Annotated in this window: 26 protein-coding genes; 13 read left to right on the top strand and 13 right to left on the bottom strand. The window is 65.5% G+C overall.

The genetic code is table 11. From position 1 onward, the window contains the following. Positions 1–37 precede the first annotated feature (37 nt). On the top strand, positions 38–817 hold the full coding sequence (locus NO363_RS09005; RefSeq protein ID WP_256684530.1) for an inositol monophosphatase family protein: 780 nt from the start codon (positions 38–40) through the stop codon (positions 815–817). 25 nt (positions 818–842) lie between these two features. Here the strand turns inward: NO363_RS09005 and NO363_RS09000 are convergent, their stop codons facing one another. Together NO363_RS09000 and NO363_RS08995 are read right to left on the bottom strand one after the other, a co-directional pair. Continuing rightward, positions 843–1073, bottom strand: a complete 231-nt coding sequence (locus NO363_RS09000; protein WP_256684528.1) for a hypothetical protein — start codon at positions 1071–1073, stop codon at positions 843–845. Between the two features lie 79 nt (positions 1074–1152). Further along, positions 1153–2718: a S8 family serine peptidase gene (locus NO363_RS08995; protein WP_256684526.1), complete on the bottom strand. Its 1566-nt coding sequence runs from the start codon at positions 2716–2718 to the stop codon at positions 1153–1155. Positions 2719–2865: 147 nt separating this feature from the next. Between NO363_RS08995 and NO363_RS08990 the strand changes: the two genes are divergently transcribed. From NO363_RS08990 to NO363_RS08970, 5 genes are all read left to right on the top strand, one after another. Beyond that, positions 2866–3312 carry an NYN domain-containing protein gene (locus NO363_RS08990; protein ID WP_256684524.1) on the top strand — a complete coding sequence of 149 codons (447 nt, stop codon included), beginning with the start codon at positions 2866–2868 and terminating at the stop codon, positions 3310–3312. A 36-nt stretch (positions 3313–3348) separates the two neighbouring features. After that, on the top strand, positions 3349–4176 hold the full coding sequence (locus NO363_RS08985) for a TatD family hydrolase (RefSeq protein ID WP_256684522.1): 828 nt from the start codon (positions 3349–3351) through the stop codon (positions 4174–4176). Positions 4177–4214: 38 nt separating this feature from the next. Then, a complete protein-coding gene (locus NO363_RS08980; protein WP_244704717.1) occupies positions 4215–4805 on the top strand; it encodes a DUF2150 family protein in 591 nt (196 codons plus the stop codon). Positions 4806–4807: 2 nt separating this feature from the next. Beyond that, positions 4808–6247 (top strand): galactose oxidase, encoded by a 1440-nt coding sequence (locus NO363_RS08975; RefSeq protein ID WP_256684517.1) that lies wholly within the window; start codon positions 4808–4810, stop codon positions 6245–6247. A 138-nt stretch (positions 6248–6385) separates the two neighbouring features. Further along, positions 6386–8779: an amino acid permease gene (locus NO363_RS08970; protein WP_256684515.1), complete on the top strand. Its 2394-nt coding sequence runs from the start codon at positions 6386–6388 to the stop codon at positions 8777–8779. A 112-nt stretch (positions 8780–8891) separates the two neighbouring features. On the opposite strand, the gene gdhB is transcribed toward NO363_RS08970, so the two are convergent. Next, entirely contained in the window at positions 8892–10190 is a 1299-nt protein-coding gene (gene gdhB, locus NO363_RS08965) for a glutamate dehydrogenase GdhB (protein WP_256684513.1), read from the bottom strand. A 401-nt stretch (positions 10191–10591) separates the two neighbouring features. On the opposite strand from gdhB, the gene NO363_RS08960 reads away from it, so the two are divergent. Further along, entirely contained in the window at positions 10592–11620 is a 1029-nt protein-coding gene (locus NO363_RS08960) for an LLM class flavin-dependent oxidoreductase (RefSeq protein ID WP_256684511.1), read from the top strand. Positions 11621–11688: 68 nt separating this feature from the next. On the opposite strand, the gene NO363_RS08955 is transcribed toward NO363_RS08960, so the two are convergent. Then, entirely contained in the window at positions 11689–12339 is a 651-nt protein-coding gene (locus tag NO363_RS08955) for a helix-turn-helix domain-containing protein (protein WP_256684509.1), read from the bottom strand. Positions 12340–12462: 123 nt separating this feature from the next. Between NO363_RS08955 and NO363_RS08950 the strand changes: the two genes are divergently transcribed. After that, entirely contained in the window at positions 12463–12999 is a 537-nt protein-coding gene (locus NO363_RS08950; RefSeq protein WP_256684507.1) for an SCP2 sterol-binding domain-containing protein, read from the top strand. A 10-nt stretch (positions 13000–13009) separates the two neighbouring features. On the opposite strand, the gene NO363_RS08945 is transcribed toward NO363_RS08950, so the two are convergent. Continuing rightward, positions 13010–13786: an SDR family NAD(P)-dependent oxidoreductase gene (locus NO363_RS08945; protein ID WP_256684505.1), complete on the bottom strand. Its 777-nt coding sequence runs from the start codon at positions 13784–13786 to the stop codon at positions 13010–13012. Positions 13787–13898: 112 nt separating this feature from the next. Between NO363_RS08945 and NO363_RS08940 the strand changes: the two genes are divergently transcribed. From NO363_RS08940 to NO363_RS08925, 4 genes are all read left to right on the top strand, one after another. Further along, complete coding sequence (locus tag NO363_RS08940) at positions 13899–14081, top strand: DUF7576 family protein (protein ID WP_256684503.1); 183 nt, start codon at positions 13899–13901, stop codon at positions 14079–14081. A gap of 418 nt (positions 14082–14499) precedes the next feature. Further along, entirely contained in the window at positions 14500–15012 is a 513-nt protein-coding gene (locus tag NO363_RS08935) for a helix-turn-helix domain-containing protein (RefSeq protein WP_256684501.1), read from the top strand. Positions 15013–15067: 55 nt separating this feature from the next. Continuing rightward, on the top strand, positions 15068–16195 hold the full coding sequence (locus NO363_RS08930) for an acyl-CoA dehydrogenase family protein (RefSeq protein ID WP_256684499.1): 1128 nt from the start codon (positions 15068–15070) through the stop codon (positions 16193–16195). 37 nt (positions 16196–16232) lie between these two features. Further along, entirely contained in the window at positions 16233–16784 is a 552-nt protein-coding gene (locus NO363_RS08925; RefSeq protein ID WP_256684497.1) for an HAD family hydrolase, read from the top strand. Here NO363_RS08925 and NO363_RS08920 read toward each other — a convergent pair. The 3 genes from NO363_RS08920 to psmA all read right to left on the bottom strand — a co-directional run bounded on the left by NO363_RS08920 (position 16778) and on the right by psmA (position 18670). Further along, positions 16778–17014 (bottom strand): DUF5822 domain-containing protein, encoded by a 237-nt coding sequence (locus NO363_RS08920; protein WP_007741913.1) that lies wholly within the window; start codon positions 17012–17014, stop codon positions 16778–16780. The two genes, NO363_RS08925 and NO363_RS08920, sit on opposite strands and share 7 nt — an antisense overlap. Before the next feature lie 227 nt (positions 17015–17241). Beyond that, the gene (locus tag NO363_RS08915) at positions 17242–17940 is read right to left on the bottom strand and encodes an Ntn hydrolase family protein (protein WP_256684495.1); all 699 of its coding nucleotides are present in this window, start codon (positions 17938–17940) and stop codon (positions 17242–17244) included. Further along, complete coding sequence (psmA, locus tag NO363_RS08910; RefSeq protein WP_256684494.1) at positions 17933–18670, bottom strand: archaeal proteasome endopeptidase complex subunit alpha; 738 nt, start codon at positions 18668–18670, stop codon at positions 17933–17935. The genes NO363_RS08915 and psmA overlap by 8 nt, the downstream gene beginning before the upstream one ends. 154 nt (positions 18671–18824) lie before the next feature. Here psmA and panB point away from each other — a divergent pair, with 154 nt between their 5' ends. Then, positions 18825–19634 (top strand): 3-methyl-2-oxobutanoate hydroxymethyltransferase, encoded by an 810-nt coding sequence (gene panB, locus NO363_RS08905; protein WP_256684492.1) that lies wholly within the window; start codon positions 18825–18827, stop codon positions 19632–19634. Positions 19635–19945: 311 nt separating this feature from the next. On the opposite strand, the gene NO363_RS08900 is transcribed toward panB, so the two are convergent. The 5 genes from NO363_RS08900 to NO363_RS08880 form a co-directional block, all read right to left on the bottom strand. Continuing rightward, on the bottom strand, positions 19946–20917 hold the full coding sequence (locus NO363_RS08900) for a phosphoadenosine phosphosulfate reductase family protein (protein WP_256684491.1): 972 nt from the start codon (positions 20915–20917) through the stop codon (positions 19946–19948). Positions 20918–21010: 93 nt separating this feature from the next. Continuing rightward, positions 21011–21196: a DUF7333 family protein gene (locus tag NO363_RS08895; protein ID WP_004055902.1), complete on the bottom strand. Its 186-nt coding sequence runs from the start codon at positions 21194–21196 to the stop codon at positions 21011–21013. 68 nt (positions 21197–21264) lie between these two features. Further along, the gene (locus NO363_RS08890) at positions 21265–22095 is read right to left on the bottom strand and encodes an aldo/keto reductase (RefSeq protein ID WP_370525548.1); all 831 of its coding nucleotides are present in this window, start codon (positions 22093–22095) and stop codon (positions 21265–21267) included. Positions 22096–22175: 80 nt separating this feature from the next. Continuing rightward, on the bottom strand, positions 22176–22820 hold the full coding sequence (locus NO363_RS08885; protein ID WP_256684489.1) for an SdpI family protein: 645 nt from the start codon (positions 22818–22820) through the stop codon (positions 22176–22178). An 88-nt stretch (positions 22821–22908) separates the two neighbouring features. Further along, positions 22909–23841: a PLP-dependent cysteine synthase family protein gene (locus tag NO363_RS08880; RefSeq protein WP_256684487.1), complete on the bottom strand. Its 933-nt coding sequence runs from the start codon at positions 23839–23841 to the stop codon at positions 22909–22911. Positions 23842–23864: the final 23 nt, after the last annotated feature.

The raw sequence follows: 23864 nt of genomic DNA, 5'->3' as shown, positions 1-23864 counted from the left end.
CGACCGATTTTTACACCCCGGCGTCGTCGCGTTCGTCATGACAGAGACCCGGGCCGAGCGCGCAGCACGAGCGGCCGACGTCGGTGCGAGCGTTGCGCTCGACTCGTTCCGCGGCGAACTCGCCGTCGAGACCAAATCGACCAAGACCGATCTCGTCACCGAGACCGATCGCGCCGCCCAACGCCGCACGATCGAGTGCATCCACGAGGCGTTCCCCGACGACGCCATCGTCGGCGAGGAGGCGGACACCAGAAAGACCGTGCCAGAGACGGGCGCGGCCTGGATCATCGACCCGATCGACGGGACGAACAACTTCGTGCGCGGGCTCGGCATCTGGGGGACGGTCGTCGCCGCCGTCGAGAACGGCGAGTCGGTCGCCGCGGCCACGGTATTACCCGTTCTCGGCGATAGCTATCTCGCCGACGAGGAGGTGGCGACGCTCAACGGCGAGCCGATCGGCGTGAGCGCGCGCGAGGATCCGGAGACGTTCGCGGTCACGCCGATCCTCCTCGGCGGCGAGTTCGGGGCCACGGTGGGCGCGCTCGCCGAGCGCTTCGGCGATATCCGCCGGTTCGGTTGCTCACAGGCGACGCTCGCGGCGGTCGCCGGCGGCTCGCTCGACGCCGCCGTCGCCACCGCGCGCTTGAGCCCGTGGGATACGGTCGCGGGCGCGCACATGATCCGGTGTGCCGGCGGGACGGTGACCGATCTCGCTGGCGAACCCTGGCACCACGACAGCGACGAACTGATCGCCTCGAACGGCGAAGCACACGAGGAACTCCTCGACACGCTGCGTGACGTCGCCGAAAAATCGTAGCAACCGTTGCCGCCGGTCCGGACCGTTAGCTGCTGTGCGGCGGTTCGTCGCGGTGGTTGTCCGGGTTTTCGGCCTCACGGGCGGCCGCCTCGCGTTGTTCCGACTCGACGTCGACCTCGCCTTCGGCAGCCTCCTCACGGGCCTGCTCCGCTTCCTCCTCGCGTTTCTGCTTAGCTTCCTCGCTCGCCTCGTCCTCGTCGTCTTCCTTCTCCTTTGCGAGCGTGACGTCGCGTTCGTGGGGATTGTCCTCGCTCATATCGAATGATCGTCGCCCGTGAACTTCAGTGCCAACCTTGCTAACGATGGCCGCCCGAATGGGAGTCGACGTCGGTCGATCAGGCGGTTTCAGTGATCGTCAGCGTGTAGCTCCCGTTGCCCGAATACGAATCCACGAGCACGTACAACGCGCTCGATGTATCCGGACTGTCGATGGTGATCGTCTCCTGACTGTCCGGCGTCCACGAACGGTAGTCTGAACTGTTCGTCGTCGGACACGAACCGGTTCCGTCGTTCGCGTAGAGATCGAAGTCCGCATTCGTTGGCCCGTCGATCTCGACGACAACCTGTGAAGGGGCACTGTACTCGAAGCCGTACGACCAGCATTTCGAGTCGTACCAACTCGCCAGCGAACCATCGATCGAAGTCGTTGTCGAGTTACCGCCACCACCGCCACCACCGCCGCTACTAGGATCGGTCGAGACCGCATTGGCGGCATCGACCCGCCCGGACCCCTGTTCGTCAGCCGACAGCCCCACGTTGACCGCTGTGTTCTTCAGGTGGCTCCGGAGCTCGCTGTTGGTGAGGTTCCATCGGGCGAGCGTCAGCCCTGCGACCCCGGCGACGGCAGGTGTCGCCATCGACGTCCCCGAGAGTTTCTCGTAGCTGCCACGGGTTTCGGTCGTCGTCGAGAGCACGTCCGAGCCGGGCGCGGCGAGTTCGATCTCGCTGCCGTACTGCGAGTACGACGCGAGGTTCTCGTTGGAATCGAGCGCCGAAACCGCGAGACATTCGTTGTACGCCGCCGGATACGACACGCTACTCGTTCCGTTGTTCCCTGCCGCCGCGACGACCAGCGAGCCATTGGACTGGGCGTACGAGACGGCGTTTTTCATTGTGTTCGTGTAGCCACCCCCGCCGAGCGACATGTTGATGACATCAGCACCCTGATCTGCAGCCCATTCGATGGCATCGGCGATGTCGGCTGTCGAACCCGAACCGCTCTCGTCAAGCGCCCGTCCGGAGATGAGAGTGGAGTTGCCCATGCCCGCGACGCCGGTCCCGTTGTCGGTGGCTGAGGCGACGATGCCGGCGACGTGCGTGCCGTGGTACTCGTCCGCCGGTACGTCCGGATACGGATCTCCGTCGTTGTCGGCGAAATCCTTGCCCATCGTGGAATCGAAGTTCCCCGACAGGTCTGGATGGTCGTACTGCACACCGGTGTCGATGACGGCGACTTTTACTCCGGAATCGCCGAGCGTCGTGTCCCACGCCGCCGGTGCGTTGACCTGCTGTGGTGCGTACTGGTCGGCAAATCGTGGGTCGCTCGGCGTAGCGAACGACTGGTGGGTCGCGTTCGGCTCGGCGTATTTCACCCCGTCTTTCTTCGTTATCGCGTCGATGAAGTTCTCCCGTGCGTGGTTTGGGGCCTGGCTCGGGAACTGTACCGCGACGTAGCTCAGCGTCTCGTTTCTGTGGATGATGTTCGCATTGCCTGGCACGGCCCGTTTCACAGTTGTATCCATATCGCTCGTCGATGCCGAAACGCCGACGAGGATTTCGTCTTTCTTCGGACCGGGCTGCCGGCCGGGAGACGCCGACGCGACGCCTACTCCGGAAAACAGCGTTCCGGCACCGAGTGCTTTCAGTACCGTTCGTCGATCGAGCGAGGGTTTCTCAACCATAACGCAGCCACACGACCATCTTCTATCGTCTTAAATCTTACTAAATAAATAATGAACAATATTTGGGCGCGACCTCGCCGATAGTTTGCGTCCCTCGGTCCGAACGTACACCGCCACGGCTTTGTCCGTCCTCACGGAAGTCGGTGCATGCGCGAGCGGCTTCGTGAGGCGGTGTCGGGATCGAGCGACGAGCCAGCGGTCGGCCTGTTCGTCGACGGTCCGAACGTCCTCAGAAACGAGTTCGACGTCGATCTCGACGACGTCCGCGCGCTCGCCGCCGAGCGCGGTCGCCTCTCGGTCGCCCGGCTCTATCTCGACGAGCACGCCACGCCGGGGCTGATCCAGGCCGCCGAGGCGCGCGGATTCGAGGTCTGCATCACCAGCGGCGACGTCGACGTCAAACTCGCCGTCGACGCGACCGCCGCGATCGATGACCTCTCGCTGCTGACGATCGCCTCGCGCGATACGGACTTCAAACCGGTGCTCGAACACGCCGCCCGCCGGGGCGTCGAGACGTTCGCCATCGCACCCGGCGAGCACGGCCGCTCGGACGCGCTGCGCAACGCTGCCCACGACGACGTAACGCTCGAATGAGCAACCGCTTTGGGCCGGCACGCGCGTAGGGTGGGCATGGAGTTCGACACGCCGGTCCTCGACAACCATCTCCATCTCGACCCCGCGAACGGACGGGGGATGGATGCGGTGCAGGACTTCGCCCGATCGGGCGGGACGCATCTGCTCGTCGTCAACAAGCCCTCCTGGACGCTCGGTGTCGATGTCGAGGAACCTGCGGACTTTCGAGCGGCCTTCGAGACGACCATCGATATCGTTCGGGAGGCGAGTGAACTGCTCGACGGCCGGGCGTGGCCCGTTTTGGGTGTGCATCCGGGACTCGTCAGTCACCTCACCGAGCGTGGCTATACACCCGACGAAGCCAGCGAGCTGATGCAAGCTGGGCTCGACATTGCCGCCGAATACGTCCCTTCGGACGCGCTCGCGCTGAAATCCGGCCGTCCGCACTACGACGTTTCGGCGGACGTTTGGGACGCGTCGAATCGTGTCCTGCAACACGCGCTCGCACTCGGGGCCGAGAACGACTGTGCCGTCCAGCTTCACACTGAAGCGAGCGAGGATCTCACCGAGATCGCCGACTGGGCCGTCGAACGTGATCTGCCAGCTCACCGCGTCGTCAAACACTACGCCGGCGGGCGACTCGCCGGACCGATGCCGAGCGTGATGAGCGAGAAGGATCGGCTCGAAGAGGCCGCAGAGCGGGGCGAGCCCTTCCTGATGGAGACCGATTTCATCGACGATCCCGAACGCCCGGGAGCCGTGCTGGGGCCGAAGACGGTGCCGCGGCGCATCCGGTGGCTGCTCGACGAAGGGTTCGACGACGCCGTGCGAACCGCCCATGTCGAGACGCCTCGTCGAGTGTACGGGATCGAGACGCTCGGCTAACGAAAAGGCCTATCAACAGCAAAGCGCTCGAAGCGGGTATGAGCAGCAGTACACCCCCCGACGAGTTCTACACGGAGGAGCGCTGGCAGAACTGGCTCGATCGCCTGCGCGAGACCGATCTCGATCCCGACGACGAGGACGCCGCCCGACTGCTCTGGAACCTCCAGGAGGACGCCGCCATCGCCGTCACGAAGATCATCACCGCCTTCGACGACGAGGAGCTCAACGAGGAGATGGCGCTCAAGGAACTCGCCGACGCCCGCGAGATCGTCCTCGCCGACGTCGATATCGAGGACGAGGAGACCCTGCTGCTGGTCGACGGCGTGCAGACGTCGCTGGTCTGTGTCTTCTACACCGCCGAACTGTACGTCGTCGAAGGCCCCGACGACGGAGATATCGAAACGCATCTCGACGCCGCGAGCGATGCCGAGGCCGACGAGGAGTTCGACGACGCGCTCGACCACTGTGCACGCGCCGGCACGCGCATCGTCGACGGCGCGACGATCGATCCGGCACTCGTCGAGGACGTCGGCTACGGCCCCGTCGCCGAGTGGATCAACGGCCTCGGCAGCCTCGAAAGTGCGCTGAGCGACCCCGAACTCATCGAAGAGGACGAGGACGTCGCCTGAGCATGGTCGACCGGGACGACCAGCGCCGCTCTCGTCGGGCGGCGCTGCGTGCACTCGGCGCTGGCGCGCTCGTGGCGAGCGCCGGCTGCGCGTTCGACGGTGGATCGAACGGTTCCGACACCGAGAACGACTCCGAAACAGTCCCCGAGACGACTGCGGACGGCGAGCGAACGCGCCGCCCGACGCAGGAGCAGTCGATCATCACGACCGCACCGGCGGCGACACCGCCGAAAACCGACGCGTCTGAGCGGATGACGGATGGGCGGACGACGGACGAACGGACGACGAACGAGCGAGCGACGAATCGCACCGCAACCGGTGCGGCGGCCGATCGAACGGCGAACACGACGCGGACCGAATCGGCAAGCACGAACCGAACGTCGGAGTCGGCAGAAACCACCGCGGAAGCAGCGGATCTCGACGCCGGCTGGACCGAGCGCGCTCCGCTGCCAGTCGTGGGAAGCGACGCGGGCGGCGGCGTGCTCGACGGCAAACTCCATTTCTTCGGCGGCATCGAGACCGGCGTTCGTCTCGAAGCGGTCGCACGGACCTTCGCGTACGACCCGAGCGCGGGATCGGGGGGCGACTGGGAGCGCCTGCCCGATCTCCCGCGAGAACTGTGGGGGCTCTGTGGCGTCGCGACCGACGACGCGCTGTACAGTTTCGGCGGCGCGCCCACCAACGCGCCCTACGAGGGCGGCCCGTCGTCGGACGCGATCTTCCGCTATCGGCCCGGCGACGGCTGGACGGAGCTCGCGGCCAGCTGTCCGTACCCGAACTGGGTGATGGGCGGGCTCTACAACCCACAGGACGGATTGATCTACTGCGTGGGCGGCGGCACCGGCGATCACGACGCCCCCACGGCGACCGACCACGGCTTCGACGGCGAGGGCGTTCCGGGAACCTACGACGAGCGACGGCTCTGGACGTTCGATCCCGAGGCGGATCGGGTGGCCAACCCGGATCTCGCCCGAATGCCGAACGCCAAGCGCTGGCCGACGGTCGCGTTGTTCTCGGTCGATGGCGATCAGTATCTCCACGCCATCGGCGGGCTGTCGGGGACGACCGGGCCGACCGACTCGAACTTCAGATACGACGTCGCGGCCGGCGAGTTCGAGCGTGCGCAGCCGTTACCGCGAGCGGGCACCTACGCGACCCACTCGAACCCGGTCATCGACGGCCAGGCCTACCTCACCCACGGCATGTTCTGGGAGGGCGAATCGACGATCGATCGTTACAAGCCGATCGCCCATCGCTACGATCCCGCCGCCGATCGCTTCACGACGGAGCTCTCGAAGCCGACCCATCTCCGCGGCGGGGCGACCTCCGGCGTCGTCGACGGCACGCTCTACGTCGTCGGCGGCCACATCAAGCGCTTCGACGAGAACGACCTCCACGACTGCGTCGATTACAACGAGGCGTACACGCCGGCCCGCGAGTAGCGATTGTCGCAGCGATACCGACCTCCACCGACGTTTCGATTGATCGGGCCGATCGACGAAACGGGCTGTTATTTCGTTCGCTCCCCAGTGGAATCGTGATCGCATGACTTAGGAGGTGGGACTCTGTACGAACGGCGAATGGCTAATTCACCGTCCGGAGCCGAGGGAGACGCCAGCGGCGGCGTCAGCACGGAACTCTCTCGAAATCTCGGTCTGCTCGAAGTCACGATGATCGGCATCGGTGCGATGATCGGTGCCGGCGTGTTCGCGCTGACGGGCTTTGCGGCCGGACTCGCCGGGCCCGCGCTTCTGATCGCCTTCCTGCTCAACGGGATCATCGCGGCCTTCACCGCTGCGTCCTACGCCGAGCTCGGGGCGGCGTTTCCCGAGGCCGGTGGCGCGTACAGTTGGGTGCGGGAGGCGTTGCCGAGCCCGTATGGCTTCTACACTGGCTGGGCGAACTGGTTCGCGCAGGCGGTGACGTGTGCGCTGTACGCGGCGACGTTTGGGAGTTTCTTCGTGACGCTCGTCACCGAATACTCCGATATCGGCCTCGAATTCGCCCTGCTTGGCTTTCTGACGCCGGAGAAGATCATCACCGCGCTCGTCGTGGTTCTCTTCGGCTACATCAACTACCGTGGAGCCGAGGAGACGGGTTCGATCGGCGTGATCGTGACCTCGATCAAGATCGTGATCCTCGCCGTCTTCGTGATCTTCGGCGTGATTGCGACGCTCGGCCACGCCGACTGGGCATCGAACTACACGTCGGTTTCGGAGTTCGCGCCGAACGGCGTCACCGGCATTCTCGGTGCGATGGGGTTCGTCTACGTGGCCTTCGAGGGCTACGACATCATCGTCCAGTCCGGCGAGGAGATCAAGAATCCGGGGCACAACATCCCGCGAGCGATCTTCTACTCGCTGCTCGTCGCCGTCCCGATCTATCTGTTCGTCTCCTTTGCGGCCATCGGCGGGATCGACGTCACCCCACGGCTGCTCGAGTTCGCCGGGATGGAGGGTGCGTCGACCTCGATCGAGACGTGGAAACTCCTCGGGGATCTCGGCGAGCTGGGCATCATTCGGGCGGCGGCGCAGTTCGTCCCCTTCGGCTTTTTCCTCCTCATCATCGCGGGGCTGGCCGCGACCGTGAGCGCGCTCAACGCGACGCTGTTCGCCTCAAGCCGGATCGCCTTCTCGATGAGTCGGGATCGACTCCTCCCGACGCAGCTTTCCGAACTCAGCGAGAAGACGCGCTCGCCCTATCTGTCGATCATCGCCTCGACGACGATCGTCGGGATCATGGCGATCGCACTGCCCATCGAGATCGTCGCCTCCTCCTCGGCCGTTATGTTCCTCCTGCTGTTCTCGATGGTCAACGTCGCGGCGATCGCGATGCGGCGGAATCGGCCGGACCTCGAACGGCCGTTCAAGATCCCGTATATGCCGGTGATTCCGATCCTCGGGATCGTCTTTCAGCTGATCCTCGCGCCGTTCTTGCTCGAATCGCAGGGGCTCGCGATCGGTTTCGGCGAGGAGTCGAAGGGGTTCGTCGCGCTGGTGACGATCGTGCTGTGGTTCGCGCTCGGCGTCGTCGTCTATCTCGGCTATTCGAGCGAGCGTGAAGCGGAAGTGCGCGAGGAGGAAACACCTACCGTGGTCGCCGAGCGAGCGACCGAATCACGCGACTCACAGCTGCTCGTGCCGATCGCCGATCCCGAGAGCGCCGACCAGCTCATGCGGGCCGCCGTGGACGTCGCCCGCGAGCGGGACGCGGAGATCCACGTCATCAGCGTCGTCACCGTCGCGCCTCAGACGCCCTTGGCGGAGGGTCGCCAACACGTCGGCGAACGCCGCGAGCTACTCTCGCGGGCGATGGCGATCGGGGAGGAGGCCGGCGTCCCAACGCAGGGGACGGTGCGGCTCGGTCACGATCCCGCCGCGGCGATCATCAACACCGTCGAGCAGTACGACAGCGATACCGTGCTGATGGGCTGGCACGGTCAGGGTCGCCGTCGTCGGGATATCGTGCTCGGCAGCAACGTCGACGACGTCGTCAGGGACGCACGCTGTGACGTCCTCGTCGAACGCATCGGCGAACCCGGCGACGTCGAATCGATCCTCGTGCCGACGGCAGGTGGCCCCCACGCGGAGTACGCCGCCGAGATCGCCGGCTCGATCGCACGGGCGAACGACGCGCACGTCGAAATCGCCTACGTCGTCGGGAGCGATGCCGACAGCGACGCCCGTGCTGAGGCCGAGGAGCTGCTTGCACAGACGGCGGAGTCGGTCGGCGAGCACGACTCGATCTCCTCGCAGTTGCTCGATGGCGACGACGTCGTCGAGGAGATCGTCGACCGCTCGGGCGGGCACGACCTGACGATCGTCGGCGCGACGCGGGAGAGCTTGCTCCAGCAGCTCGTCTTCGGTGCGATCCCCGAGGAGGTCGCCCGTCGCGCGGACGGAACGATCATCATGGCCAAGCGAAACCTCGGGATCACCGGCTGGCTCCGTCGATATCTCGGTTTCGGTGACTGAGAATCAGGATACTGCTGGCGGTACTGTCGTCCGGCGAATCGAGGGCGGACCATCGTTCGCGGAACGGCCCGCGAGAGCTACTCTCCGTGGCTCACAACAGCGATCGATCGAGTTACGGCCACAGTCCGCGCGCATCGTACGCGGCACCGATGCGCGAGAGCGCGACGATGTAGGCGGCGTCACGCCACGAGACGGGTCGCTGTTCGAACTCCGTTCGGACGTCGTCCCACGCCGCGAGCATCTCCTGATCGAGTTCGTTGTTGACGCGCTCGCTCGACCACGCCCGACGGTTGATGTCCTGTAGCCACTCGAAGTAGCTCACCGTCACCCCGCCGGCGTTCGCCAGAATATCCGGGAGTACGGGGATATCGCGCTCTTCGAGGATCGCGTCGGCCGCGTGGGTCGTTGGCCCGTTTGCCCCCTCGACGATGAGGTTCGCCTGGATGTCGTAGACGTTCTGCTTCGTGATGACGTTCCCGATCGCTGCCGGAACGAGCATGTCGACATCGAGTTCGAACAGCTGCTCGGGTGCCAGCACCTCGTCGGCATCGTCGGTGACGGCCTCCGGCTCCTCCTCGAACGACGGGACCGCCATGGTGTCGATCCCGTCGGGTTCGTACCGCACGCCTTTCACATCGCTGACCGCGACGATGTCAGCACCCCAGTCGTCGAGCAACCGGGCCGCTTTGGCTCCGACGCTGCCGTACCCCTGCACGGCGATCGTGGTGTCGTCGAGCGACCAGTCGTAGTATTCGGCGGCCTTTCGAGCGATCAGCGCGACGCTGCGTCCCGGTGCACCCTCACGCCCTTCGCTGCCACCGATCGACATCGGCTTGCCGGTCACGACACCCGGCTTGGTTTCGCCGACGTTGGTACTGTACGCGTCCATGATCCACGCCATCGTCTGGGCATCGGTTCCCATGTCCGGTGCGGGGATGTCCGTCATCGGCCCGATAATGTCGCCGATTTCGTGGGTAAACCGTCGGGTGAGCCGTTCGTGTTCGCGCTCGCTCAGATCCTTCGGGTTCGCCTGCACGCCACCTTTCGCCCCGCCGAACGGGATGTCCATGACTGCGCATTTCCACGTCATCGCCATCGAGAGGGCCACGCATTCGTCCCTCGTGATCGACGGGTTGTAGCGCACCCCGCCCTTGTACGGACCGCGAACGCTGTCGTGTTGTGCCCGATAGCCGGTGAACACCTCGATCGAGCCGTCGTCTCGCTCGATCGGAACCGTGACCTCGTAGACGCTGTTCGGGTGTGACAGTCGCTCGACGACGTTCGGATCGAGATCGATCTGCTCTGCCACCTCCGAAAGCTGATCGACGACCGTCTGCAGGGCCGATTCGGCGTCGTCGGACTGGTCTCTCGATTCGGTGCGATCGGCCTGGGGTGTTGTGTCTGAAGACATTGACTGATGCGATGTGCTGAGGGGCGTATACTGGTGGGCGGTTCTCCCGACGGCGGTGTCGGTCGAAGCCGACTGCGAACGACGACACCGACCACGGTCGCCGTGACCCGTGTCATCCGTTCGCGTTCACTCACCAGTCATACGACCGAACACGTCTCCGTCTCCGCTTTCAGTATTAATAATGCTTATGTTGGATTGCTGTATTACCACATACTACGTCTCGGTGGCCACATCCCGCCATCCCTTCTTTCCACATCCTGCTCTCGACTCGATGGGTATCTCACGTCTTCGTCGGTACATGATCGGCGCTGCAAGCGCTGATGGCCGCGATTTCGTGGTCTCGGTCGTTGTCCTGGATCGAGAGCCGAACGGCTATTCAGTCGTGAGGAGGTAACCATTGCATGGAGCTGTCGATCGTTAGCCTCGGGACGGTCCCCGAGGGTGGTACGGCGACGGATGCGTACGACAACACCATCGAACTGGCTCAGCGGGCCGAAGAGCTCGGCTACTCACGCTTCTGGGTGGCCGAGCACCACGGCGGCGGTGACTCGACGGCGAGCACGACCCCGGAGGTGCTGATCGCCCATCTCGCGGCCAAGACGTCCGACATTCGCCTCGGCTCGGGGACGGTGCTGCTCAACCACTACAGCCCGTACAAGGTGGCCGAGACGTTCAGCGCGCTCGACGCACTCGCGCCCGGGCGGATCGATATGGGGCTCGGGCGAGCGTCGGGACAACCGGCCGCCGATCACGCGCTCCAGTACAATCAAAACCAGCAGCAGGACGACCACGCCGACAAGATCGAGGAGGCCGTCAAACATCTCTACAATGGCTTTCCGGACGACCATCCCTACAGCCAACTGCAGCTCGCTCGTTCGGGCGAGGCCGTTCCCCAGACGTGGGTGCTCGGCTCCAGCCCGAACAGCGCCGCGATCGCCGGCCGGTTGGGACTCCCGTACTGCTTTGCGGCGTTCATCCGGCCCGGCGTCGCCCCACAAGCGTTCGAGGCCTACCGGGAGCACTTCGAGCCCGCCCCGTTCGCGGCCGCCCCGGACGAACCGGCGGGGATGATCGGGGTGAACGTCTCCTGTGGCGAGACCGACGAGGAAGCCGCGCGTCTCCGCGCCTCGGTCGAAGCGTACTACCAGCGACTCGAGCGTGGCGAGGTCGGCACACCTCCGGCCGTCGACGACGCGATCGACGAACTCGGTGGCGTTCCCGATCCGACACCACAGTCGATCGAACCGGGCGACTGGCCACAGCAGATCTCCGGCAGCCCCGCGACAGTACGAGATCTCCTTGAACAGATGACCGAGCAGGTCGGCGTCGACGAGGTCGTCGTTCAGAACATGATTCCGGATCCCGACGACCGGGTTCGATCGTACGAACTGATCGCCGACGGTGTCGGGCTCGCCGCCGGAGGCTCGTGATTCACCGCCAGCTGCCCGACAGTCGACGATCGCTCACAGGCCCGTCGACGCAGACGGTCGATCGGTGATCAGGGGACGATCGCGGTGAGCACCGCCGCCTCGATCTTGCGGAGATGTTCGCCGACGGTGCCGCCGGTCCGATCGAGGCGCTCGGCGATGTCGGCGTGTGTCGCCCGGCGGGGAACCTCGTAGTAGCCCGCCTCGATGGCCGCCTTGAGCGTTTCCTGCTGGCGAGTGGTGAGTCTGGCGAACAGCCGCTGGGCGCTCGGTTCGTACTCGCCGGTCTCTTCGAGCTTGAGACCGATCCCGTCGGGGACGGTGCCGATCGTCTCGCGGATCGTCGCCTCCTCGCCGACGACGGTCATCCGGAGCCCGCCACGAGGGGTGAACTCGATCGGTGTGTCCAGGATGATCCCGTGGGCGTGAGGCACCGCGAGCAGCCCCGCGACGACATCGTTGGTCTCGAAGTGGACGTAGGCGTGGACGCTGTCGCCGGTCGCCGAGACGTTGTGCGCGAGGACGCCTGCGCAGTCGTCGAGGATTTCCTCGACGCGTTCGACAGTACCGTCGAGTCGGTAGAGCGTGACGGCGGTGCCGTCGTCGAGGCGGTTGATGTCGTGTAGCGCCGTGCGCGTCACGTCCGAATCCTCGGCCAGTCGCCGGTCGGAGGGGTGGAGGCCGCCGTCGGGCGGGATGAGAACGAAGGTGACGTACCGCATAGCCGGGATGGGCGGAGCGGGCGCATATACTTTTCCCGCACCGCGACGCAGCGTATAAATGACCGCGGATACGCCGATGAACGTTCATTGGTGTGGCTGCGAACCGTTAGTCGGTGTCACACAATGACTGACGTCGATTACGAGCCGGACCCGCTGCTCTTCCCGAGTCAGGCGTGGTTCGCCGCGTATGAAGAAGAGATCAACGGCGACGAGGAGTACGCCGACGTGAGCGAGGGCTGGGGCGTCGATTTCAACGGCCACTTCGTCTTCGAGATGACCGAGATGCCCGTCGACGAGCTCGACGTCGAGGCGATGCCCGACTACCTCCAGGAGGAGCTCGATACGTATCTCGAGGAGACGAGCGATCGGGGCTACGTCGGCCACGCGTTCTGCGGGCTCGAAGACGGGAAGTGTACCGGTGCGTATCTCATCGAGAGCCCAGAGGAAGTCGACGAGGGCTTTCTGCTCTCGGCGACCACCGAGAACTGGAAGGCGCTGCTGGAACAAGAGATGGGCGTCATCGACGGGCTGATGGGCGGCGACTTCGAGCTCGACGGTGACATGCAGAAGATCCTCCAGTACTCCGACGCCGCCGTCAGGCTGACCGAACTCGCTGGCGAGCCGGATCACGAGTTCGCCGACGAGAAGTACGCGAACTGACCCCCGATTTTTAGAACGAGAAGAGATCGATGCCGCCGGTGACGCCGACGACCTGGCCGGTGATGTAGCTCGACTGTTCGCTCGCGAGATAGGTGACGAGGTTGGCGACGTCCTCCTCGCGGCCGAGCTGTCGCATCGGCGTGGCCTTGGCGATGCGCGCGAAGTGTTCGTCGACTTCTTCTAACTGTTCGGGCGGGAGATCGGCGAGCGCGCCGACGACGATGCTCGGTGCGACGACGTTCGAGGTGACGCCGGACTGTGCGCCCTCCAGTGCGAGCGTCTTGCCGAAGCCGATGAGCGCGGCCTTGGTCGCCGAGTAGGAAATCTGGCCGAAGCCGCCCTGCCAGCCGGCCATCGAGGACATGGTGACGATCCGTCCCCAGCCGCGTTCGCACATCGCGGGGAACACCTCGCGGGTGACATTATAGGATCCGGTGAGATTCACCGCCAGATCGCGCTCCCAGATGTCGTCCTCGAAGTTCTCGACCCGTGCGCGCGCGTCGACCATCCCGGCGTTGTTCACGAGTACGTCGATCCCGCCCGTCTCCTCGCGGATGGCTTCGATCGTCGTGGCGACGTCCTCGCGGTCGGTCAGATCGCACTCGACGGCGTGGGCCGTGCCGCCATCGTCCTCGATCCCGTCGGCGACGGTCTCCGCGCCGTCCTGGTCCACGTCCAGGACGACGATCTCCGCGCCCTCCGCGGCGAGCGTCTCGCAGTCCTCACTGCCGATGCGTCCGCCGCCGCCGGTGACGAGTGCCGTCTTGTCGCCGAGTCCCAGATCCATGGCAGTATGATCGCCCGCCGCTGCCAAATCCTTTCGTCCCCGGATACGTGGCCGTTTATCAGCGAGCGCGATGGCCGATGGACTGGAGTACGTCGAGGCCCACCCATGACCGATGGACGAGCCAAGTGACACGACGCCGAACCCCGGTCGCGAGACCGAGAGCGCGACCTGTGAGAACTGCGGCGCGCGCCTCGATCCGCTCGAATGGGAGACCCTCAGCGATGAGCCGGAAGCCAACGAGGACCTGCATTTCTGTGACGAGGAATGCATCGAGGAATGGCGAGACGAGCAGTGATTCGGTAGTCGGACGAGTCGGTAGCGGTTGGCGCGCGCTCGCGCTCGTGTGCGAACAGCGCGAGACACGAACGTAGTGAGTGCCTCGATGCGAACGGGGAGGAACGACCCGTGAGTGTAGTGAGCACCGAGCGCGGATCGGCGTGCGAGGGATGAGCGAACGAGCAACGCGAGTGAGCGAATCGGTTGGGGAGGAGTGTGGGCTGTTGTGGTGCTGTGCGGTGGTTGTGGTAAGCGTCAGCGTCCGCGCGAGTGGAACGAGCGCGGTTCACTGCGAACGAGCGGAGCGAGTGAGCAGGAGTTTTTAGTCCAGGTTTTTGGTCGGGGTTCGAGGCGAGCGAACGGAGTGAGCGAGTCGAGGACCCCGTCTAAAAAAGTGGAGGCGTAGCATTATACCGTCCACGCGCGAAAGATCGGGTATGCCCAAATACTCCACCGGCGACTCGTCCGGGGGTGGCGGGAGCTGCGAGCTCTGCGGGACGGCGAGCGACGACCTGACGACGGCGATGGTCTCCGGGGCCGAGCTCGATCTCTGTCCCGACTGCGTCCCCCATGGCGAGCAGGATCGACGGTCGAATCGCGATACCGGGAGTCGTGACGGCGGCTCCAGCGGTCGTGGTGATCGCCAGCGAGCGGCCAGCAACGTCACGAAATTCGGGGACGCCAGCACGGGTGATTCGAGCCATTGGGAGCGCGAGGGAACGAACTACGACCGCGACCAGCTGCCGTATCTCGTCTCCGAGTACGGCGATCGAGCACGGAGCGCACGTGAGGAGGCAAACCTCGATATCGCGGCGCTGGCCGACGAACTCGACGCCGATCCCAAAAGCCTCACCGCGATCGAGGAGGGGCGTGCCGCCCGTGCCGGCGTCGGGGGCTCGCTCGTCGAAGCGCTCGAAGACCGGCTGGATGTGACGCTCGTCGACGACTGAGCGAAGTAGTCTCCGGAACGGGTGATTTTTGCGCGCCCGGAGCTAGTGGAGTGGTATGGACCTCACTGCCGAACAGCGCGCCATCCGCGACACCGTCCGCGAGTTCGCCCGCGAGGAGATCAGGCCCGAGGCCGAGCGGGCCGATCGCGAGGAACGCTTCCCGGAGGACGTCTGGGACGGTCTCGCCGACCTCGACATGACGGGGTTGACGACGCCCGAAGAGTACGGCGGGTTTGACGCCGATTCGCTCACCTATAGTTTGGTGAACGAGGAGCTCGCCGGCGGAATGTTGGCGGTGGCGACGGCACTGTCGGTCCACTGTCTCGCCACCTCCTGCATCGCCGAGTTCGGCGACGAGCGCCACCGCGAGCGTTGGCTGCCCGAGATGGTCGATGGTCGCCCCGTGGGTGCGTTCGCGCTCTCGGAGCCCCATGCCGGCTCGAACCCCGCCGCGATGAGCACCGAGGCACGGCGCGAGGGGGACGAATACGTCATCAACGGTGACAAGCAGTGGATCACCAACGGCGAGCGCTCCGGGGTCATTATCCTCTTCGCGAAGACCGACCGCGAGGACGACCGGAGCATCACGCAGTTCCTCGTGCCGAAGGACACCGAGGGTCTAGAGGTCGGTCCCACAGAGGACAAACTCGGCCTGCGCGCGAGCGACACGACGAGTCTGACGTTCGACGACGCGCGGATTCCGGCCGCAAACCGATTGACTGAGGAGGGCCGAGGGCTGTCGGCGGCGCTGTCGATCCTCACCGGGGGACGCATCGCCATCGCCTCGCAGGCGGTGGGGCTCGCCCAGCATGCCCTCGACGAGTCGCTCGCCTACGCCCAGGAGCGCGAGCAGTTCGGCGACGCCATCGGCGAGATCCAGACGATCCGTCACAAACTCGCCGAGATGCGGACGAAGGTGCAGGCCGGGCGGCTGCTGACGCGGGATGCGGCCCGGCGTGCCGACCGTGGCGAAGAACACCGCGAGGCCGCGAGCATGGCGAAATACGTCGCCAGCGAGAACGCCGTCGACGTGGCCAGCGAGGCGGTCCAGATCCACGGTGGCTACGGCTACACCACCGAGGGCGGCGTCGAGCGCCTCTATCGCGACGCGAAGATCACCACCATCTACGAGGGGACGAGCAACATCCAGAAGAACGTCATCGCCCGCGAGCTGCTCGACTGATCGAAGCCGACTTCCCCCGTCCTGTTCTTGCCCCGGTATGACCGTTACCGTCCCCGACGACGTCGACGCCGTCGTCTACGACCTCGACGGCACGCTCGTGCGCCTCACCGTCGACTGGCGGGCCGTCGAGAGCGAGATCGCCACGGTGCTCCGCGATGCGGACCTCGATCCGGCGGGGCTCGACGCCTGGGCGATGCTCGATGCCGCCGAGGACGCGGGCGTCGAGAGCGATGTCGAGTCGCTCATCGCCGCGGCCGAACGCGATGGCGCACGCGACGCGCGCCGACTCCCGTTCGCCGACGAGATCGAGACTGAACTCCCGATCGGGATCTGTTCACTCAACTGCGAAGAATCCTGTCACATCGCGCTCGAAAAACACGAGCTCGCCGAGCGGATGGGGAGCGTTATCGGTCGCGATTCGGTTCCCGAGCGCAAGCCCGCGCCCGAACCGCTGCTGGCCGCCGCCGAGGAACTCGGTGCGAGCCCCGAGCGGACGCTGTTCGTGGGTGATTCGGCGGGTGACGAGGAGGCCGCAGAGCGGGCCGGTACGCAGTTTGCGTACGTCGGCGACGGGCCGACGAGCTACTGATCGTTCGTCCGGCGCGCGTAGCCGTAGACGCCGAGCGCGACGACGATCCAGACGACCGCGCCGACCCGGACGGCGAAGGAGACGCGCGCGTTCCAGGAGTCGAGCGGGGTGCCCGCCGAGAGCAGTGCGACGATCGGCGCGCCGACGACGATCGTGAGGACGAACGTGACCTGCATCACCCAGCCGTAGTCGACACCCTCGGGATCGCTCGTCTCGACGGGTTCGGGCACGGTGAGAGTTCTCGCGTACGGCGATAAGCCTTTCTCGCCGGCGCGCTGCCCTTGACGAGTTCGCCGAGCGTTTCCGTTGGAACACTGTCGTGTGGCGGTTGAGGTCCGGATCGACCGATGAACGATCGTCGAGGAGGCCACGATCTCGTCGATTTCCCCGGTACAGTCGTCGTTCCGGTACTGTTGATCCGCTGTTCTTCCAACGCAGCTATCGAGAGAGGTGGCGGTTAGAGGGCCTGTGCGACACGCTCGTAGGTGTCGATATCGACGCCGTCCCCGGTGATCGTCGCGAGCGAGAGGCCGTTGCCGCTGGCGGTGTCGCGCTCGGTCGCGCTTTGGACCGCTCGGGCCGCGGTGGTCCGGGTCTCGTCGATGCTCGCCTCCTCGTCGTACTCCCCTTCCAGGACGCCGAGTGCGAACGGCGAGCCCGACCCACTCGTGGCGTACGCCTCCTCCATGACGCTTCCGCCGGGGCCGATACTGTAGATGTGAGCACCCTCGTCGTCGACGCCGCCGAGCACCGGCTGGACGATCCGGAAGTTCCCGCTTCGCAGGCGGTTCGCGGTGACGTTCGCGAGCGCGTTCAGGCTCATCGTCGTGTCGCGGCGGGTCTCGTAGAGGCGGACCTCCGCGCGCAGCGATTCCACCAGCGATTGGGCCGCGCTCACGCTCCCGGAGATGGTGAGTGCGGCCGACGAGTGGATCTGGAGTATCTTTCGAGCATTCTTGCTCGCCACCATGTTCCCCGCGCTCGCGCGCATGTCGGCGGCGAGCACGACGCCCTCAGCGGTCGTGAGACCGACGGTCGTCGTTCCCGTCTTCAGTTCCGTCTTTCCGTCGCCTCCCTGCGACGTGCCACCGAACTCGGGTGTGGTGGCGTGCGCTTCGCTGTCGAGCCCGATCGTATGGTGACGGTCCTTATTCATCGTTGTCCTCGAAATCGATCTCGTCGAGGTGTGTTTCGATCTCGTCCGCATCGAGCGTCCGGTACTGTTCGGTCTCGGTGTCGATCGTCGATATCGCCACCTCGCTCGGCTCGAACGCGTCCCGCACGGATGCGAGCGCTTGGAGCGCGGTGTGGATGCCACCGTCGAGATCCGCGTCCGGCCGGTAGTTCGCTTCGAGATTGTCGAGGATCGCGTCGCGGTCGGCACCGACGGCGCTCGCCGACCAGCCGGTCGCGGTGCCCGAGGGGTCGGTCTCGAACAGTCGCGGCTCGCCGTCCTCGATACCGGCGACGAGTAGCGCGACGCCGAACGGTCGCGCACCGCCGGTCTGGGTGTACTCCTGGATGTGGTCGGTGAGGGCCCCGGCGAGCGTTTCGATGCCGATCGGTTCGCTGTAGCGCAGTCGCTCGACCTGTGCCTGCTCGCGGGCGAAGTCGACCAGCTGGCGGGCGTCGGCGACGTGGCCGGCCGAGCCGACGGCGATGTGGTCGTCGACCTTGTGGAGTTTCTCGATGCTCGATCCCTCCATCAGCGGCGACCGGACCTGTTGTTCGGCGACGAGAACGACGCCCTCCTCGGTCCGGACGCCGAGACTCGTGCTTCCGCGCTCGACCGCCTCGCGGGCGTACTCCACCTGATAGAGTCGGCCGTCGGGCGAGAAGATAGTGGTACCGCGATCGTAGGCTTGCTGTTGGTTTTGTCCTTGCATAGCGTGAGACGTCTCCGTTCGAATTCACCCGAAGTTAGGACTTCTCCTATATATGGGGTTTGGTTCTTCCGTGTGGCTGGCGACGCGATCTCGCGCTGTGTGGTCGTCGTACGGAGTCGGAGCCGTTTACTCCCGTCGCGTGTGAGTGTCGCCCATGCCAACGACGGTCGGTGAGTTCCGTGCCGACGGCGAGACGCCGCTGACGATGTTGACCGCCTACGACGCGCCGACGGCGGCAGCCTGCGAGCGGGCGGGGATCGACGCGATCCTCGTCGGCGACAGCATGGGCAACGCGGCACTGGGTTACGATTCGACGCTTCCGGTGACGGTCGACGAGGTCGCCAGCCGGACCGGTGCGGTCGCGCGCGCGACCGACGAGACGCTCGTGATCGCCGACATGCCATTCCTCAGTTTCGGCGTCGACGAGACGGAGAGCCTCCACAACGCCGGCCGCATGCTCAAGGAGGCGGGCGCACACGCCGTAAAGCTCGAAAGTGGATCGCACACGATCGAGCTCACCGAACGCCTCGCCGAACTCGGGATCCCGGTGATGGCCCATCTCGGGCTCACGCCACAGAAGGTCAATCAACTGGGCTACGCGCGACAGGGGACCAGCCGGGAGGCCGCCAGCGAGATCGTCGACCTCGCCGTCGCCCACGAGGACGCGGGCGCGTTCGCGCTCGTGCTCGAACACGTACCGGCGAACCTCGCCGCCCAGATCACCGATGAGCTCTCGATCCCCTCTATCGGGATCGGCGCAGGGAAAAACTGTGACGGCCAGGTGCTCGTCGCCAACGACGTGCTCGGCCTCGGCGAGCGCATCCCGCCGTTTGCCGCATCGTTTGGCGATCTCCGCGGCGAGATGGAGACCGCGATCGCGGACTACGTCGATGCCGTTGAGGACGACGAATTTCCGGCCGACGAGCACAGCCACGTCGAATCGGATCTCGACGATCTCTACTGAGGCGGCTGGCGAAGCGGCGGAGCAGCCGCTGGGTGGCGGGGCGGTTGCGGTGGCGGCGCGGTCCTGGTGTCTGCGGTCGCGGAGCGACCGCAGGCTCAGGAGAGGAAACTCTCCTGGTGGATGAAGGGCGAACGAGCGAAGCGAGTGAGGGCTTCTGCGGTGCTGTGCGGGTGCGGGAAGCGGAGAACGATGGTGTCCGCGCGAACGAAGTGAGCGCGGTTCACCGCGAGCGCCGAAGGCGCGAGCGGTCTTTTTTGGTGGAGATTTTTGGCCGAGTGGTCCGCTTCGCGGACCCGAGGTCAAAAAAGGTCCTACATGTAGCCGAGATCGCGCAGGCGCTCCATCAGGTCTTCTTTGTCCTGGGCGCGGCCCGCGCGCTCGGTCGTGCCTTCGAGGTCCTGGAGCCAGGCGGGCTCCTCGTCTGCCTTTTCGGTACTGACTTCGCTGCCGAGTGAGCGGAAGCCGGCGAAGTATTTCGGGCTGATCGGGATGTCCCCGTTGGTGAGGCCGTTCGGCAGGTCGTCGGCGCTCTGGGGGACGTAGCCCTCGTCGGGGTACTCGGCGACCGTTTCGGGCACCGCGAAGTTCCAGAAGGCGTCCCAGACGTCGCGCTCCTCGAACTGGAGGATCGGCTGGATGCGGTCGTGGGGCGGGTAGATCTCGGGGTCGTGACGCGGGCTGAAGAAGGTCTCGTCGGCACGGGCCTCCTGTTCGTCCCAGCGCACGCCCGAGATGACGCCGTCGACGTCGTACTCTTCGAGGGCGTCGTTGAGCGCGACCGTCTTGAGCAGGTGGTTGCCGACGTAGGTGTCGAGCAGGAAGTCGAACGTGTCCTCCTCGTATTCGAGGATCTCGCGGACGTGATGGCGGTTGTGCTCGGAGAGCTCCGCGATCTCGATGTCGTCACCGGGTTCGAGCCCGTGCTCGTCGACGTAGTTGCCGACGTCCTCGTTGCGCGCGTAGCGGACGTCGAGATCCCACTCGTCGGCCCATTTGTCGACGAAGTCGTGGATCTCGTCGAAGTGCTGGTAGTGGTCGATGAAGATCGCGGGCGGGACGTCGAGATCGAAGCGCTCGGCGACCTCCTTGATGAAGTAGAGCGTGAGCGTCGAGTCCTTGCCGCCGGTCCACATCACCGCGGGGTTGTCGTACTGTTCGAGCCCCGTCTTCGTAACCTGGATCGCCTTCTCGATCTTGTCCTCGATGCTCGGGTAGTCCTCGGGGTCTTCGCCCTCGCCGTCGGTGTAGTCGACGTCGAGGTAGTCGGGAAAGTCCTGTGGCATCTCGTAATGAGATATAATTAGGACCGTAAAAGGGTTTGTGGCTTCGCGCCGGGGTGGTGTGCTATCACATACGACTCGCGTCGATCGACGGTATCAGCGCAGCGCGCGGTACTCGCCGTGCTGGATGCCGATGAACAGCGTCAGTACGCCGAAGACGAGCAGGCCGCCGAGCACCATCATCACGGTGCTCGTCGCCATCGGACTCATGAACGTGCCGATGGCGATGATGGCGAACAGCACCACGAACGCCCCGACCGTCTTTCCGAGGTCGAACTCCATATCGATCCTCGGAGTGCTGTGAGAATAAGTGTTGGTAAACCGGCCTCAGAGATCGTGACGTTCGTCCCTCACCACGGAGCGAAGTCGGGATCGACCTGCCGCTCGCGTTCGTCGATGGCATCGATTTTCGCGATGTCTTCGTCGTCGAGGTCGACGCCGAGCGACGCCCAGTTGTCCTCGATGTGGTCGGCGCTCGTCGCCTTCGGGATCACGGTCACGTCCTTCTCGCGGAGCCACGCGAGGCTGATCTGTGCCTCGCTGGCGTCGTGTTTGTCGGCGATCTCACCGAGTTCGTCGATCTCGAAGACCTTCCCGCGCGCGAGCGGCGAGTAGGCGACGAACTCGATGTCGTGCTCGTCACAGTAGTCTCGGAGCTCCGTCTGCGGCAGGAGGGGATGGCACTCGGCCTGTTCGGCGAAGATCGGCTCGTCGAGCACCTCACGGGCGGTGTCGAGATGTTCGGGTTCGAAGTTGGAGACCCCGATGCGATCGATCGCACCGCGGTCCTTCAGTTCGGCGAACGCCGACAGCGTATCCTCAGGATCGTACTCGCCGGACGGCCAGTGGGTGTAGAGCAGGTCGACCGAATTCACGCCGAGATCGTCGAGGCTCTGGGTCGTGCTGTGGATCACGTCGTCGTAGCCCAGATTCGAGATCCAGACCTTGGTGGCGAGAAAGACGTCCTCACGGGGGACGTCGGCCCGTTCGATCCCCTCGCCGACGCTCTTCTCGTTGCCGTACGCCTGTGCGGTGTCGACGTGTCGGTAGCCCGTGTCGAGCGCCGTGCGGACGCTCTCGGTACACTGCTCGGGGTCCTCGTTCTCCCAGGTTCCGAACCCGAGCATCGGCATCTCCTTCGCACACTCGACGCTGTCGGGACTGAACTGCTCTTGAGACATACACCGAATCGAAGGGCTGACGACCGAAAAGCCGTTTGGAAAGCGGCGAAACGGACGATCCCACGCCGGAGCGCGAACGATCACGTCGTTCCGCGGCGTCGATACGCGACGTAGGAGTAGACGGTGACGTACGCGACGGCGAGCAGCGCGGGGACGATAACGAACGCGATGGCGGCGTCGGGGACGAGGAGGCCGCCGAACGCGGCGATCCCGGCGAGTTTCAGCGCGAGCGCCGCCCGGCGGTTCGTTCGCTCCCACACCACGTCGTCGTCCAGCGTCCACGGCGTCCGGATCCCGGCGATCCAGTTCGGTTCGGCACGCTCGACGAGTAGCCCGGCCCCGTAGAAGACGGCCCCGATCGCCGGCGCGAGCGCGGCCCCGATCGGCGGTCGAACGCCGAGGTTCCAGAGGAGTACGAGCGCGTGAACGTAGCCCAGAAACCACGTCATCCCGGCGGCAAACCACTCGTAGATGCCGCGGAACGCCTCGATGTTCCGCTTTCGCGGGTCGAACCGTGGCGAGACAAGCACGAAGAGATAGACGCCAGCGGCGAGCCCCGGTAGGAAGAACGCGCCCAGAGGACGGGTCATCGTCCCATTGACACCGCCGTCGAGACCCCAGTTGGTCGCCAGCCGGGTCGGCAGATCCGGGTAGACGACGGCGCTGGCGATCCCAGCGAGCGCGATGGCCGCGATACCCAGTGCGCGCGGACGACGGTATCGCATGACGTATTCTACGAGCGAACGCGACGTAAGTTTTGGGACCGCTTCGATGACGATCGTCCAGCGGTCGCGGTGCGTCTGTCGCCGTGGCTCAATCGAACATGCCGGTCGACATGTATCGCTCGCCGCTGTCCCAGAAGACGGTGACGACGAGCGGGTCATCGGTGGCGTCTGTGTCGTCGGTCGCGCTGCTGTCGTCTTCATCGGCGAGGCGCTCGGCGACCCGGTGGGCGGCGAGGTTCGACGCGCCGCTCGACTGGCCCACCAGAATCCCCTCCTCGCGAGCGAGCCGTCGGCATTCGTCCTCGGCGTCGTCGAGGGCGACCGTCTCGACCGAACTCAGGAGATCGGTGTCGAGAACGTCGCTCACGAACCCCGGCCCCATTCCTTCGAAATCGTCGACGCCGGCTTCACCGGTCGAGAGCACGGCGTTGGTGTCGGGTTCGACCGCGACGACCTCCATCTCGGGGAACTCCTCGTGCAGTCGGCTGCCGATGCCGGTGATCGTCCCGCCGGTGCCGACCCCGGCGACGAGCGCGTCCACGGTGCGCCCCTCGATCTGATCGAGGATCTCCTCGGCTGTCGTCTCGTAGTGTGCGCGCGCGTTGGCGGGGTTCTCGAACTGGCGGAGCTGGACCATCCCTTCGGCCTCGAGTTCGTCGGCACGCTCCCTCGCTTCCTCCATCTCCCCGTCGACGAGGTCGACGTCCGCGCCGTAGGCGCGCATGAGGTTGCGCCGCTCCTCGGATTTCGAGGCCGGCATCACGACCGTGAGATCGTATCCTTTCGCCGCCGCGACGACCGCGAGCCCGATGCCCGTGTTGCCGCTCGTCGGCTCGACCATGCGGTCGCCCGGTTCTAGCAAACCCTCCTCCTCGGCGGCCGCGATCATTGCCTTTGCGGGACGATCCTTCGCCGACCCGCCCGGGTTCTTCGATTCGATCTTCGCGGCGACGGTCGCGCCGGCCGGTGCGGCGACTTCCACCAGCGGCGATCCGATGGTGTCGAGAACGCTGTCGTCCATCGACCGTGATATGACGCCGGAGC

The organism is Halococcus qingdaonensis, assembly GCF_024508235.1.
Lineage (GTDB): Archaea > Halobacteriota > Halobacteria > Halobacteriales > Halococcaceae > Halococcus > Halococcus qingdaonensis.
Note: the sequence above shows the minus strand (reverse complement) of the source record. Positions and strands in the feature narration are given on the sequence as shown.

Coding starts and splice junctions, on each gene's coding strand:
- NO363_RS09005 (WP_256684530.1), top strand. CDS start 38: ATGACAGAGACCCGGGCCGAGCGCGCAGCACGAGCGGCCGACGTCGGT.
- NO363_RS09000 (WP_256684528.1), bottom strand. CDS start 1,073: ATGAGCGAGGACAATCCCCACGAACGCGACGTCACGCTCGCAAAGGAG.
- NO363_RS08995 (WP_256684526.1), bottom strand. CDS start 2,718: ATGGTTGAGAAACCCTCGCTCGATCGACGAACGGTACTGAAAGCACTC.
- NO363_RS08990 (WP_256684524.1), top strand. CDS start 2,866: ATGCGCGAGCGGCTTCGTGAGGCGGTGTCGGGATCGAGCGACGAGCCA.
- NO363_RS08985 (WP_256684522.1), top strand. CDS start 3,349: ATGGAGTTCGACACGCCGGTCCTCGACAACCATCTCCATCTCGACCCC.
- NO363_RS08980 (WP_244704717.1), top strand. CDS start 4,215: ATGAGCAGCAGTACACCCCCCGACGAGTTCTACACGGAGGAGCGCTGG.
- NO363_RS08975 (WP_256684517.1), top strand. CDS start 4,808: ATGGTCGACCGGGACGACCAGCGCCGCTCTCGTCGGGCGGCGCTGCGT.
- NO363_RS08970 (WP_256684515.1), top strand. CDS start 6,386: ATGGCTAATTCACCGTCCGGAGCCGAGGGAGACGCCAGCGGCGGCGTC.
- gdhB (WP_256684513.1), bottom strand. CDS start 10,190: ATGTCTTCAGACACAACACCCCAGGCCGATCGCACCGAATCGAGAGAC.
- NO363_RS08960 (WP_256684511.1), top strand. CDS start 10,592: ATGGAGCTGTCGATCGTTAGCCTCGGGACGGTCCCCGAGGGTGGTACG.
- NO363_RS08955 (WP_256684509.1), bottom strand. CDS start 12,339: ATGCGGTACGTCACCTTCGTTCTCATCCCGCCCGACGGCGGCCTCCAC.
- NO363_RS08950 (WP_256684507.1), top strand. CDS start 12,463: ATGACTGACGTCGATTACGAGCCGGACCCGCTGCTCTTCCCGAGTCAG.
- NO363_RS08945 (WP_256684505.1), bottom strand. CDS start 13,786: ATGGATCTGGGACTCGGCGACAAGACGGCACTCGTCACCGGCGGCGGC.
- NO363_RS08940 (WP_256684503.1), top strand. CDS start 13,899: ATGGACGAGCCAAGTGACACGACGCCGAACCCCGGTCGCGAGACCGAG.
- NO363_RS08935 (WP_256684501.1), top strand. CDS start 14,500: ATGCCCAAATACTCCACCGGCGACTCGTCCGGGGGTGGCGGGAGCTGC.
- NO363_RS08930 (WP_256684499.1), top strand. CDS start 15,068: ATGGACCTCACTGCCGAACAGCGCGCCATCCGCGACACCGTCCGCGAG.
- NO363_RS08925 (WP_256684497.1), top strand. CDS start 16,233: ATGACCGTTACCGTCCCCGACGACGTCGACGCCGTCGTCTACGACCTC.
- NO363_RS08915 (WP_256684495.1), bottom strand. CDS start 17,940: ATGAATAAGGACCGTCACCATACGATCGGGCTCGACAGCGAAGCGCAC.
- psmA (WP_256684494.1), bottom strand. CDS start 18,670: ATGCAAGGACAAAACCAACAGCAAGCCTACGATCGCGGTACCACTATC.
- panB (WP_256684492.1), top strand. CDS start 18,825: ATGCCAACGACGGTCGGTGAGTTCCGTGCCGACGGCGAGACGCCGCTG.
- NO363_RS08900 (WP_256684491.1), bottom strand. CDS start 20,917: ATGCCACAGGACTTTCCCGACTACCTCGACGTCGACTACACCGACGGC.
- NO363_RS08895 (WP_004055902.1), bottom strand. CDS start 21,196: ATGGAGTTCGACCTCGGAAAGACGGTCGGGGCGTTCGTGGTGCTGTTC.
- NO363_RS08890 (WP_370525548.1), bottom strand. CDS start 22,095: ATGTCTCAAGAGCAGTTCAGTCCCGACAGCGTCGAGTGTGCGAAGGAG.
- NO363_RS08885 (WP_256684489.1), bottom strand. CDS start 22,820: ATGCGATACCGTCGTCCGCGCGCACTGGGTATCGCGGCCATCGCGCTC.
- NO363_RS08880 (WP_256684487.1), bottom strand. CDS start 23,841: ATGGACGACAGCGTTCTCGACACCATCGGATCGCCGCTGGTGGAAGTC.